The 13,161-nt window shown below is 62.9% G+C and carries 10 protein-coding genes; 8 read left to right on the forward strand and 2 right to left on the reverse strand.

The window, feature by feature from the left end; all coding sequences use genetic code 11:
- Positions 1–24 precede the first annotated feature (24 nt).
- Positions 25–1,281: a type VII secretion protein EccB gene (eccB, locus tag QWU43_RS07485; protein ID WP_370917501.1), complete on the forward strand. Its 1,257-nt coding sequence runs from the start codon at positions 25–27 to the stop codon at positions 1,279–1,281.
- Here eccB and QWU43_RS07490 read toward each other — a convergent pair.
- Positions 1,275–2,492 (reverse strand): S8 family serine peptidase, encoded by a 1,218-nt coding sequence (locus tag QWU43_RS07490; RefSeq protein WP_370917502.1) that lies wholly within the window; start codon positions 2,490–2,492, stop codon positions 1,275–1,277. The two genes, eccB and QWU43_RS07490, sit on opposite strands and share 7 nt — an antisense overlap.
- Positions 2,492–3,925, reverse strand: coding sequence for a type VII secretion integral membrane protein EccD (gene eccD / locus QWU43_RS07495; RefSeq protein ID WP_370917503.1), 1,434 nt, complete (start codon positions 3,923–3,925; stop codon positions 2,492–2,494). Before eccD ends, QWU43_RS07490 begins: the two co-directional genes overlap by 1 nt.
- A 256-nt stretch (positions 3,926–4,181) precedes the next feature.
- Between eccD and eccCa the strand changes: the two genes are divergently transcribed.
- From eccCa to glmM, 7 genes are all read left to right on the forward strand, one after another.
- Entirely contained in the window at positions 4,182–7,853 is a 3,672-nt protein-coding gene (eccCa, locus tag QWU43_RS07500) for a type VII secretion protein EccCa (protein ID WP_370917504.1), read from the forward strand.
- Between the two features lie 36 nt (positions 7,854–7,889).
- Positions 7,890–8,918: a type VII secretion-associated protein gene (locus tag QWU43_RS07505; protein WP_370917505.1), complete on the forward strand. Its 1,029-nt coding sequence runs from the start codon at positions 7,890–7,892 to the stop codon at positions 8,916–8,918.
- A gap of 157 nt (positions 8,919–9,075) precedes the next feature.
- Positions 9,076–9,393, forward strand: a complete 318-nt coding sequence (locus QWU43_RS07510) for a WXG100 family type VII secretion target (protein WP_370914528.1) — start codon at positions 9,076–9,078, stop codon at positions 9,391–9,393.
- A 38-nt stretch (positions 9,394–9,431) separates the two neighbouring features.
- Positions 9,432–9,722 carry a WXG100 family type VII secretion target gene (locus QWU43_RS07515; protein ID WP_370914527.1) on the forward strand — a complete coding sequence of 97 codons (291 nt, stop codon included), beginning with the start codon at positions 9,432–9,434 and terminating at the stop codon, positions 9,720–9,722.
- 736 nt (positions 9,723–10,458) lie between these two features.
- Positions 10,459–10,902, forward strand: coding sequence for a 50S ribosomal protein L13 (rplM, locus tag QWU43_RS07520; protein ID WP_200253810.1), 444 nt, complete (start codon positions 10,459–10,461; stop codon positions 10,900–10,902).
- Positions 10,899–11,444 (forward strand): 30S ribosomal protein S9, encoded by a 546-nt coding sequence (gene rpsI / locus QWU43_RS07525; RefSeq protein WP_370914526.1) that lies wholly within the window; start codon positions 10,899–10,901, stop codon positions 11,442–11,444. Before rplM ends, rpsI begins: the two co-directional genes overlap by 4 nt.
- 235 nt (positions 11,445–11,679) lie before the next feature.
- Positions 11,680–13,023 carry a phosphoglucosamine mutase gene (gene glmM / locus QWU43_RS07530; protein WP_370914525.1) on the forward strand — a complete coding sequence of 448 codons (1,344 nt, stop codon included), beginning with the start codon at positions 11,680–11,682 and terminating at the stop codon, positions 13,021–13,023.
- Positions 13,024–13,161 lie beyond the last annotated feature (138 nt).

A 13,161-nucleotide genomic window follows, 5' to 3' on the forward strand; every position in this document is an offset into this window, starting at 1 on the left:
GTTTTTCAGACACCGGAGCCCTTGATGAACCAGTTCCCGCTGCCCACCACCCGCGCACAGGTCACCGGCCACAAGTTTCTCGCCAGACGCCTCGAGCATGGTCTGGTCACCGGGGATACGCGGCTGATCCATGATCCACTCGGCAGACGTCGGCGGGGCATGCTCGTCGGGGTTGCGGGATGTGTGCTCGCAGGTCTTGTTGCGGGGGCGATGGCGTTTTTCATCCCGGAACCGGATCCCGGTGATGCTCCGGTGATTCGTGCGGAATCGGGAGCGCTCTATTCCCGTATCGACGGTCGGCTCCACCCCGTGAGCAACCTGACCTCGGCCCGGTTGATCGTGGGTTCGAATGTCGACCCCGTCGATGCTGCGGACTCTGTTCTGGCGGAGCTGGATCGGGGGGTTCCCGTAGGAATACCAGGCGCTCCGGGGATGGTGGCCCGTACGGTTCCGGAGGGCCTGATGTGGAGTGTGTGCCAAGTGGATACTGACGTGACGGTGACGGTCGGGCGACCGCCTCCGGAGCCGTCATCTCACACGGCGGTTCTGGCCACCGTCGATGGTGTGGATCATGTGATCACAGCCAGAGGTCGGGTGACGTTGCCGGATCCCACCACGCGGTTCGGCAGGGTGCTGCGCAGGCGCCTTGGAATCACTGTGGGGACACCAGCCTGGTCTCCACCACATGAGATCCTCAACGTGATCCGTGAACTGCCGGGCTACGAACTTCCTCCGAATTCCGGAGTGCTTCTCGGAAACGGGAGGGAGTCCTGGCTGCTGCGTCCTGACGGAATCCTCCGGGTGACGCCTCTCCAGCGGGGAATACTCCTCGATCTCGGGGCCACTGAGCGTGCGACCCCCCAGGATGGCCCGGCAGCACGACCGGACGCTTCTCCGGAAGAAATCAGGCTCCCCGAGACAAGATTCACCTGGGTTGATCCTTCCACTACGACAATCTGCGCAGTAGGGGCGGATGGACGTCTGGGAATCATCGAGGAGGCAGCCGATCGAGGTATTTACGCACGGGGAGTGGGTGTAATGCTCTCCGGAGACTCTATCGCCACCCGCTACGCACCGGTCACCGCCACCGGAATCGGTACCGACACCGGGAACGGTTACTACCTGGTTTCCGACACAGGACGCCGACATGCTGTCGGTACCGTGGAGGAACTCGCGGTCATCGGGGTGGAGAATCCGGTGTCTGCGCCCTGGTCGATTCTCCGGTTACTGCCTGCCGGTGAGTCGCTGACCCGTGAGCGGGCAGTGGAACCCCGCTACTGACCGTTCCGAGAACGTCGTTGTCTCCGGCTGTGCATGATGATGAAGGCCGGGCCGATGAAACACAGCAGTGAGATGAAGGTCGTGATTGTTCTTCTATGGAGTGCGGTGGATGGCGGATCGGGTGCTGTGATCGTGACTGGATGGGGAGTGCCCCGATAGTCCGCCGCCAGGTGAGTCACGACCTTGTCCGGATTGACGGCTCCGGTCGCAGGGTCGACGGCGGATGCCAGTCTGGCTCTGATTCCGGCTGCAGAATCAGTGGGATGCAATTCCATCAGCAGCGCTGCGGTGCCACTGACCACCGGTGCCGCAAAGCTGGTCCCCTCGAATGCTCTGACACCGGTACCGTCTGTGAGACCAGCAGCCAGTCCGGTTCCTTGGGGTGAGACAGCCACGGGGATACGACCGGATGCTGATAGCAGGGGACCGGGGCCTTCAACCGAGTACCCGGAGATGTTGTGCGGAGTGTCGAGAGCCGCGACAGACACCACCGTGGGCCGATGTGCCGGGAGCACGGTGCTGCCCGGTGGGCACTGGGCACTGACGTTGCCAGCGGCGGCGACAACAACCACCCCGAGTTCCTCCGCACGGTTGAGGACGGAGTCGAAGTCGCGGGTGTCAACCTTGTCGGCGAGCGCGGGATGTAGGCAACTCGTCAAGGAGACGTTGATGATCCGGGCACCTTGATCAATAGCCAGGTTGAGCGCCGAAGTGAGCGTAAGGAGGTTTCCTCCGGAGCCGGGGGACTCGGCGGCACGGCTCCGACTGGTCTGGCGGATGCTGAGCAGCTCGATCCCGGGAGCGACTCCGAGGACGCCGTCTTCGGGAGATGGTTGTGCGGAGAGGACTCCAGCGACGATGGTCCCGTGTCCGTCGCAATCATCCAGAGCGCCGTCGGGAAGAGGCGGAGCCTCGGGTCGACGCTCGCGGGGAACCACGAGATCGCCACCTGCGACGGGAGGTGGCAACCGGGGATGCGGTGAGATCCCGGTGTCAATCACCGCCACCCTGACACCAGCTCCTGTGGCGAACCGGTGTGCCCTGGTCAGGGAATCGGGAGGAGGTCCGAGTTCCATGATGAGCGACGGTGTCGCGGGTACCGGGACGGCACAGTCTGGGTCGAATTCTGGTGGGGCGGCGAAGGTCGGGGTTGGGATCACCATCATGAGAACGATGATCGCTCCGGTGCAAGTGATGTGATGCCACCTCATCAGAGACCCCTGATCAGGATGAAGACACCGAGGATGTGTGCGGCCAGGGGAAGCACCACTGCGACGGCGAGTGTTTCCAGCCGCTCCAGCCAGTTGACCGCGACGGGCCGGAGTTCACCGACTCTCGGCCCCCACAACGGAAGGGTGAGGATGGTGAGCGCGACAACCGAGCTCACGGATGCCACGCCGACTGAATCATCCAGGACCCCGGATAGCACCACTCCTACCGCGGCACACAGTGACCAGACCCATAGTGCCCACACCGCGAGCGGATTCCGGTGGCGGAGTGCGTGCAGGACAGTGGCGACGGTCGTTGCAAGACACAGAGCCGCAGAAAAAACACCGCCGGACCATCCGACGATCAGGACACAGATACCGGCAACCACCGAGGTTCCGGCGAGCGCTCCGGAGAGCACTGAACGGGCGAACCTGGCACGCTCATCGATGTCCGGTGCCGGGTCCTCTGGTAACCCGATGTCCTCCCCGGCAGGTGGCAGCCGAGGAACCGTCAACCCGGCCACACGGACGGCCACGGAGGGAAGGACCGCCACCACAATCAGTGCCAGTGCCAGTGTCGCTGCGGCTGCACCCGGATACCCGCCGGGGAATGGCAACGTGCATGCGCCCAGGGATACGAGGAAGAGACTGTTTCCGAGTGCAGCGGTGAGCGCCGGAGTCATCCGACAACAGAACCAGCAGACGGTGAGTACCACCCCTCCGGTGAGGCATCCGCCGACAACCGCGGCACTCACCGCGGGATCCGGACCTGCTGTGAGCTCTGCTGCGCCGCGGAGGATGCCCGAGATCACGGCGACGCTGACCGACGCGACAGCGCCGACCACCAGCACTCCGGTGGTGGAGACCACGTCGTTGTCATTGTCCCAGCGCCGAGCGCTGAGCCGGGAGGCGACCACGACGCAGAGAAGGGCGAGCATGGCCAGGCGGAGAGCGGGTGGTACACCATCACTCCCGGGTACGGTTCCCGTCACCGCGAGGAGAGTGCAGGCGATCAGTCCCCCAGCTACGGCGACTGTTCCGAGGCCTCGGAATGATCCCTGTTTCTCTCCGTCCGCGAGTACCTCGGCGGCATCTCGGAGAACCGGGGCTTCCGGAACGGTACCTGGAGAGAGTACGAGGATTCCACCCTGGCGGAGGGCGGTGTGGGTTAACGGGACAGCGGTCTCCACAGGTACACCCACTGCTGTGGACGCCACCCACGGGCCGGGGTGCCCGGGGATACCTGCGAGATCAAGGATGTCCGGAAGAATCTCGGCGATACTGGCCCGCACCGGAAGCGCGAGTTCGATCTCCGGCGGTGGGAGTCCCGGTGCGTCCGGGTGGAGATCGACGGCGTCCGGAGCGATCCGGACGGTGATACGGAGAGCGTGGTCGGTGGCCACTATATCCCCCTGTGCGGTGGTTGCGAACGGCATGGTCAAATCACCTCACCGCTTGACCCGGATACCGGACGGAGTGGCGGAGAGGGTGATGTAGAACCTGTGCAACCTTCTCAAGAATGACCTAGAATCGTCTTCGTGTCCAACCGGATGTGGGGATCCGGGTACGTTTTTCCGTCGGACACCGTTTCTGCGTCATTCATCCTCCGGTCCGCCAGGACGGGGGTGAGTCTAGGTGCGCAGAAGATCGGTGCGCCTTCGGAACCGACCCCGGAAAGCACGAGGAACAGCCGTGCCCGCTCCCCGCAGTGACGGAATCGTCGTACCCCGAAGCCCTGCTGAACGCGAACCCGGGCCACCTCCACCGGTGGGCGAACTGACGGTCGATCCGGTTCCACCGGTGGCCAGGCCTCGACCGGTCCCCCTCGTACGTTTGCTGATGCCGCTGATCATGGTGGTCGTTGTCGTGGCGATGGTGGGTGTGATGATGATGAATGGCCGCGGGCTGAATCCGGGGCTGTTGGTTTTCCCGTTGATGATGATGATCAGCGTGTTCGCCATGGTGAATCCCCCCGGCGGGGATGATCCCGATGAGCAGCGGAGGGTTTACCTCCGTCATTTGGCGGCCGTGACGGACCAGGCACGTCGCAACGCGAGGGAACAACGGGCGTATGAATTTCACCGGCACCCGGACCCGGGGACTCTTCACAGTCGTGCCGGGTCGTCGCGGATGTGGGAGCGGCGTGCAGTGGACCCCGATGCGCTGGAGATCAGGCTCGGGCTCGGTCCCGTTCGTTTGTGCACTCCGGTTGCCGTCGCGGATTCGGGGGCTCCGGAGGATCTCGATCCGGTCTGCATGGTTGCCCTACGACAGATGATGCATACTGTCGGCGTCGTGCGGGACGTTCCGTTCTCCCTTCATCTGGGGGCCTTTCCCGTGATCGGGGTCCATGGCCCGGATGCGGAGGGGCTCGTGCGTGCGATGGTCGCGCAGATGGTTTTCCATCACGGCCCCGAGGCCGTCGGGGTCACCTCGACTCTGCCGCAGTTCGAATGGATGAAATGGCTGCCCCATTCGCGGAGTCCGGGTAATGCAGACTTCCGGGTTCTGATCACGGGCCCCGGACATCGGGGAGGAGTGTCTGTCGGTGGTGCGGGAACCACCGTCATCGACATCGACTCACGTCCCGGTACCGAACTCGGGAACATCGCCAGGGCTGAGGGGATCCTCCTGCACGTCGATGGTGTCGTCAGCGTCGATTCAGTCGTGGGGAGGGAAGAACTCGGGATCGCCGACATCCTCACAGTGGACGAGATCACGGCGCTGGCGCGTGCCATCACTGGCTATCGACGTCCCCTTTCTGAGGCGACGTCTGACACAGGCTCCGACCTGCTTTCGCTACTGGGGATCGGTTCGGTTTCCGAGCTCTCCCAGTCGCCCGTCTGGGAGAAACGGCGGGAGAACCGACTCTCGGTACCCATCGGGGTCGACGATAACGGGACGCCACTGGTGCTGGACATTCGGGAAGCAGCTCACGGGGGTGTTGGTCCGCACGGACTCTGCGTTGGAGCTACGGGGTCCGGGAAGTCAGAGTTGTTGAGGACGCTTGTCGTTGCTCTCGCAGCCACCCACAGTCCCGTGGATCTCAACCTGGTGCTCGTGGATTTCAAAGGCGGGGCGACGTTTCTCGGACTGGAAAGGTTACCGCACACCTCGGCGGTGATCACGAACCTGTCGGATGAGGCACATCTCGTGGAGCGCATGCACGACGCGATCTCCGGCGAGATCAACCGACGTCAGGAGGTGCTACGTCGTGCCGGTGGCTTCGCGAATGTGACCGAGCACAATGCGGCGGCGGAAAAGCGTGATGATCTGGAGCCGTTGCCCGCGCTGCTCATCATCGTAGATGAATTCTCTGAGCTGCTCGGTCAGCATCCTGACTTCGCGGATCTGTTCACGGCTGTCGGGCGTCTCGGGCGGTCGTTGCAGGTGCATCTGCTGCTGGCCAGCCAGCGGCTCGATGAAGGGAGGCTGCGTGGACTGGAGTCCCATCTGTCGTACCGGATCGGGCTGAAGACCTTCTCCGCTGCTGAATCACGGCAGGTACTGGGAGTACCGGACGCCCATTTTCTCCCGTCACGCCCAGGCACCGGATATCTCCGGGCGGAAGCTGCACAGCTCACCAGGTTCCGCGCCGCTTATGTGTCCGCTCCGATCTCGGTGGGACAGACGGGGCTTCCAGCGACGGTTGCTTCCGTGCCTGTGGTCCGGAAATTCGATTCCTGGGCGGATGTGGATACTGACCCGGGACAGGAGGGGAACGGGGATCCCGATGTCTTGGCCGCACTCAGTGGGGATGGGCCGACACTTCTTGACGTTGTGGTCGGGGCTGCGGTGACGGCCGCCGCAGATCAGGAAATGTCGGCGCACCGTATCTGGTTGCCTCCGTTGCCATCCTCGCTCGGCCTTGGGGAGGTGCACCGGACGGCGGGGCTGTCGGACGTGTGTCACCGCCCCGGTACCGTGGGTTTCCTGGCCTGCGTACTCGGAGTGATCGACAGACCGTTTCTGCAGCGCCAGGATCCGCACCGCGTCGACTTCACGGGTACTGGTGGGCACATTGCGGTGTGTGGTGGGCCACAGACCGGTAAATCGACGGCGCTGCGCAGCATCGTGCTCTCCCTCGCCGCTACGCATGACTCCGCGGACGTTCGTTTCTACGTGCTTGACTATGGTGGGCGCAGTCTCGGTGACCTGGCTGTTCTCCCCCATGTGGCAGGGTGCGCGGGTAGAGGTGAGCCGGAGAAAACCCGGCGCATCGTCGATGAGGTACTCGGGTTGCTCGATGGGTACGAACACCGTCACACATTCCTGGTCGTGGATGGTTGGCAATCGGTTTCCGAGGTGTCGGAGGACCTCCGGGACTGCTTCGCGCGGATTGCGGCGGAGGGGCCGGGCAGTCACGTCCATCTTGTCGTGTCCACACAGCGATGGACATCGATTCGTCCTGCGATTCGTGATCTGATCAGTCATCGCCTGGAATTGAAACTCACCGAGTCCCTGGATTCCCTCATCAACCGGAGGACCCAGGAGAATCTTCCGGCATTGCCCGGGCGTGGTGTCACGGGGGACGGGGAACCGATGCTCGTGGCCAACTCGGGGGCACAGGATCTCGCCCATGTACTCCGGGTATCCCAAGCGGCGGGGTTCGTACCGGTGCCCCGGCTCCGTGAACTGCCGAGGGACGTCCTGCTCACAGATCTGCACCCCGGGGGACATGCGCAGGATGCTCCAGCCGGGATCATCATTGGGGTGGGTGGCCCGAGACTGGAGACTGTCACGTGGGATCCGGAGGTCGACGGTCATCTGGTGTGTCTCGGGTCCCGGGGATCTGGGAAATCGACCCTTGTTTCGACGGTTGCCGCGGGTGTCACGGCGCTTGGCCCTGCCACGGCAAGAATGGTGATGATCGATCCGCGCCGCACTCATCTCGGTGAACTCGACGAGACGATGGTCGCCTCCTATGCAGCCACGACGGATGCCATAGCGGCAGCGGTGGCGAATACTCTCGCGACTCTCACGGGACGCCTTCCCGGTACCGAGATCACTCCGCAGGAACTGCGGGCGAGATCCTGGTGGTCAGGCCCGGACATCTTCCTCGTCATAGACGACCACGACCTCCTCGTGGACGGTGTCCTGTCACCCTTACGGCCGTTGATTCCACACGCACGAGACATCGGGCTCCATGTCGTTCTCGCCCGTAAAGCGGGAGGTGCTGCACGAGCGATGTATGACCCGTTCATCGCCGAGCTGCGGGATCAGTCTCCGGCGGTGCAGCTTCTCGACGCAGACCGTGAGGAAGGCTCCCTCTTCGGTATCCGTCCGCTTCCCCAGCCTCCGGGGCGGGGTACCTGGATGACCGGAGGCAGCGTTCACGGTATCTGCCAGATAGCCCACCCCTAATTCCAGGGCATCACCGACCCGACAGAAAGGCATCCCATGCGTATCACCATCCTGGATACCGCCACCGTTTTCGAGATGACGGACCCCAACGGGGAACCAACCACGATCTGCCGAAACGATCTGGTCCCCGATGACAGCACACTCTGGCTCGATGCCGTTGTTGATCAGGCGAGAGACCTCGTCGGTGGAGATTGGAACGACAACCCGGTCACCGTCGTTGCTACCGACCCAGGATCGGCCGCACTACTCGCCGATATCCTCGTCGCCGATGGTGCTGAGGTTCAGTTCGGCCGACTTGCCCGGCCGGATGATGAAGGAATCGTCGGTTCTGAGTCTGGTGCGCCCACGGAGGTGGCATTCCGGATCAGGAGACCTCGTACGGGTAGGCGACACCGCTCCACGTTCCGCCCGACGCTCTTTCATATCGCGGTCGTTGTCATTGTGCTCTGTGTTGCGGGTGTCGCATGGTGGAGTGCGGCTCCTGATGCGGAGGACACGGACACCGTCGGGGGCACCGGAGTTCCCACGAGTTCCGTGACACGTCCAAGCGCTGCGGCGGAAAAGATTCTCCGGGGGCAGCCGATGGAACCGACTCCTGACCCCCCTACACCGGCACCTGCGCCGGTGGGCGGCGTTGTTCTCGAAGCGGGCAACATACGGGTGATGACACCGGCCGGATATGTCCTCAACCCGGGAGACCGGGGCGGAGTCACAGCCACCGGTCCTGATCCGGATCTCCGGATACACCTCTCTGCGGATCCACTGCTCGGAACTCCCCCGGGGATCGTTCTCGAGGAGGTGTCGATGCAAGTGGAGACAGACCCTGTTTTGCACCGTTCCGACCGTGCGGGACGGAGACCCGGAGCTGAGGTGGTCACCTACCGGGAGTCCCCGGGGGACGGGTCTTTCGTGGAGTGGATCACCTGGGTCGAGGACGGGCACCAGATGAGTGTGGGCTGCCATACCCGTATCTCCTCCACAGTCTCACAGCGGGCGATCTGCCGTATGGCCACGGACAGCGTTGGCCTGCGAAAAGAAGAAATTCCTGAATTTTCTCCTGAATGAGGGAACCGTGAAGGCCTCGGACGGGTCTCACCATGGTGAAAGAGCAGAACAGGCCCGCCATGGTGGACAACGGACTGCTTTTTCCCCGGATTCCGGGTGACAACGGAGAACGCATGGGTCGTGTTCCAGGCAACCCACACAACCAGGAAGGCTAGAAGTGAGTCAGATATTCCGTACCGAAGCCGCTGTGATGAAACAGGCGGCAGCCAACGTCGATGCGACGAATGACGACATTCGTAATGAGCTTGGGCGACTCCGCTCGGTGGTCGAACAGGTTCGTGGATCATGGGACGGCGCTGCGCAGGTGTCCTTCGATGAGCTCATGGGTCGGTGGAACACCGCAGCCGTAAAACTCCAGGAATCCCTGGGGAGCATCTCCGAGAACCTCCGCGGTAACGCCGGAGCCTTCGAGAACGTCGAAGCCCAGAACGCAGATGCCCTCCGCCGAACCGATGTCGCCGGATTGCAGCTCTAGGTACCCGGTCGAACACGAGACAAACAAAGGAAACAAGTATGGAATCCATGATCCGTTACCAGTTCGGTGAGATCGCCACTGTTGTCGGGGACATCCGCGCGACATCCGGCCGTATCAGCCAGCAACTGGAAGAGATCAAACGTCAGATCCGCCCGATGACCGAGACCTGGGAGGGAGACTCGGCCGCTGAATACCAGGCCGCCCAGCAGAAATGGGACAACGCCGCCCATGAACTCACTGTCATTCTCGATACGATTGCGCGAACAGTGGGGGAGGGGAATGACCGTATGAGTGACATTAACCGTCGTGCGGCCGCGAGCTGGAGCTGACGGTGTTTCTTTCTGGTCCCCGGGGTGTTGAGGGAGGTGACGCCACGAAAAATCTGTTCAACCCATGAAATTCCCGTCCATCGGATCCGATGCGCCCCTGTGCAACCACACGTCGCCTGTCGGATCCCCGATACCGAATCTGCGTCACCGATGGTTCTCGTCCCTTGATTAGTCTCCACGAACATCCGTGGAGCGGAGAACCGCTCCGGTGCTGCTCCCCGTTCCCGGTCGCGGTGCATCCGTGGCCCAGCTTTGCACCCGTCTCATCCTGGCCCGGGAGAGAGGTCCTGACCACGTCCGGTCTCCGGTGTCCCCCAGCACTGTCATGGAGACCTCGTGGGCGTGGGCGTCTCATCCGGTCCCGCAGTCGGGATGGGTGGCTGCTCCTGTGTCCGGTGTAACCGGGAAGAGATGATGACACCGCGCCACGATCGGCTTCTTTTTCTTTCGTGTGCGGGTATGCCCGGACCACCTGCCTGGTGTCGGCATCGTCAATGGTGGTACGACGTTAAGGGTTGGAGATTCTGCTTCCATCCCCTAAGCTGATGTGTCTGTGTGTGGAGTCCCCTGTTGACATCATCGCGTTCCTCCTGTTCCGGTTTCGCCGGAGGGATACGGGATTGCTGTTCGGGGGACAGCGGGTCGCTACGGGTCTCCACCGGCCGCCGTATCCGACCATCCGCATGTTGATTCGTGGCCGGCAGTTTTCGACACAACGCTCTTCAAAGGAGTCATTTTGTCTACTTACCACCCGAGAAGCGGTGACATCACCCGTAAGTGGTATGTCATCGATGCCACCGACGTGGTGCTCGGCCGTCTGGCCACGCACGTCGCTGACCTGCTGCGCGGCAAGGGCAAGCCCCTTTACGCGCCGAACGTCGACTGTGGTGACTATGTCATCGTCATCAACGCCGACAAGGTCCACATCTCGTCGAACAAGCGGGACCGTGAGTTCCGTTACCGCCACTCCGGTTACCCGGGTGGTCTGAAGACCATGACCCTGGGTCGCTCCATGGAGCTGCACCCCGAGCGCGTCGTCTTCGAGGCGATCGAGGGCATGATGCCGCACACCAAGCTCACCCGTGCGTCGGTCAAGAAGCTGCGCGTTTTCGCCGGCTCCGAGCACCCGTACGCTGCCCAGAAGCCCGAGACCTACGAGATCAAGCAGGTGGCCCAGTGACCGAGAACAACACCAACGAGCCCCAGGCCGCTGAGGCCTCCGACATCGCCGCCGCGCAGGCAGCGACCGAGGAGTTCACCACCACGATCGGCGACGCGATCGCTCCCGAGGCGACCGAAACCGACATGGATGCCCCGGTTGCTCCCGCTGAGCTGGATCACCAGATCCAGACCGTCGGACGCCGTAAGCGCGCCATCGTGCGTGTGCGTATGACCTCCGGCTCCGGCCAGTTCTTCTGCAACGGCCGCTCCCTGGAAGAGTACTTCCCGAACAAGCTGCATCAGCAGTTGATCAAGGCCCCGCTCGCCCTGATCGACCGGGAAGGTCAGTTCGACATCCACGCCAACCTGCACGGTGGTGGCCCCACCGGTCAGGCGGGTGCTTTCCGGCTGGGCATCGCTCGTGCGCTCATCGCCTACAACCCGGCTGACCGCGATGCGCTGAAGAAGGCGGGCTTCCTCACCCGTGACGCCCGTGCCGTCGAGCGCAAGAAGGCTGGTCTGCACAAGGCCCGTCGCGCTCCGCAGTACTCGAAGCGCTGATCTTTTCCCCGGATCCATGCCCCGTCTACCGAGGGTACGGTGCGAGCCGTCGTTTCCTTTCCCGGGAACGGCGGCTTTCGCCGTTCCCGGTGCAGGGCGTCGCGGGAATCAGGGGAGGGCTGGCTGTGCAGCAGCACCACTCTCATCTGCGGTGATCCGTGCCTTCTGATGGCCTGTTCGCCGGAGAAAAACCCCGGCTGACCTTCCGGTGTCGGTGGGCGGGCATAATGGACACATGACTCGACTCTTCGGAACTGACGGCGTACGCGGACTCGCCAACAAGGCGTTGACGGCTCATCTGGCCCTGCGCCTCGGTGTTGCCGCAGCACATGTCCTCACCAAGGAAAACCGCACCTCCAAAAGGCGCCCGATGGCCATTATCGGACGGGACCCGCGGGTGTCGGGGGAGATGCTCGCCGCAGCTCTCGCGGCGGGCATGGCGAGCCAAGGAGTCGACGTGCTCAGGGTCGGTGTCCTGCCGACCCCGGCCGTGGCTTTCCTGACCGATGACTACGGTGCCGATATGGGCGTGATGATTTCGGCCTCGCACAACCCCATGCCGGACAACGGAATCAAGTTCTTCGCTGCTGGCGGGCACAAGCTCGCAGACGAGGTTGAAGATGAGATTGAGGCGGCCATGGCACGTCTGCCGGAAGGTGGCCCCACCGGGCACGGGATCGGTCGAGTTCTCGAGGAGGCGCATGACGCCCAAGAACGGTATCTGCAGCACCTGTCGCGGTCAATCGCCCGTGATCTATCGGGCATCAAGGTCGTCGTCGACTGCGCCAACGGCGCAGCACACGAAGTCACGCCGCTGGCTTATGGAACCGCTGGTGCTGAAGTCATCGCTATCCATGATGAACCGAATTCCTACAACATCAATGACGGATGCGGTTCCACACACATCGACCAGGTGCAGCAGGCCGTGATCGAGCACGGAGCGGATATTGGTCTCGCTCACGACGGTGATGCGGATCGTTGTCTCGCCGTCGATGCGGAGGGGACCGTCGTGGACGGGGACCAGATCATGGCTATTCTCGCCATTGCCATGAAGGAGAACGGTGAGTTGCGCAAGAACACGCTCGTCGCCACGGTGATGAGCAACCTCGGTCTGAAGATCGCGATGGAGGAAGCTGGTATCACGTTGCGTACCACCAAGGTGGGGGACCGGTACGTTCTCGCTGATCTCAATGCCGGCGGATTCTCACTTGGCGGTGAACAGTCCGGCCACATTGTCCTCCCCGACTACGGGACCACCGGTGACGGAACCCTGACGGGCCTCGCACTCATGGCACGGATGGCGGAAACCGGAAAGTCCCTCAAAGATCTTGCCGCTGCGATGAAGGTACTACCGCAGGTTCTCATCAACGTTCCCGTGTCGGACAAGACCACGATTTCCGGGAACACACGGGTCTCGGAAGCGATTACGGCCGCAGAGGGGGAACTCGGAAGTACCGGGCGTGTTCTCCTTCGTCCTTCCGGGACTGAGGAACTCTACCGGGTCATGGTTGAGGCTGCTGATGCGGAGACAGCGCGCCGGGTGGCTGGGCGACTGGCCGCAGTCGTCGCCGAGGTCTGATCAGTTCCACTTGAGGTGGTCGTTCCGCCACTGGCCGAGAATACCCCTGAAAATACCCCCACGCTGAGGAGATATATTTCCTTTTGTGCAGGTCACTGTATTTTTCATGGTTTCTCGTACCAGCGTGTCCGCAAACCG

The organism is Corynebacterium sp. CCM 9204 (assembly GCF_041357695.1).
Lineage (GTDB): Bacteria > Actinomycetota > Actinomycetes > Mycobacteriales > Mycobacteriaceae > Corynebacterium.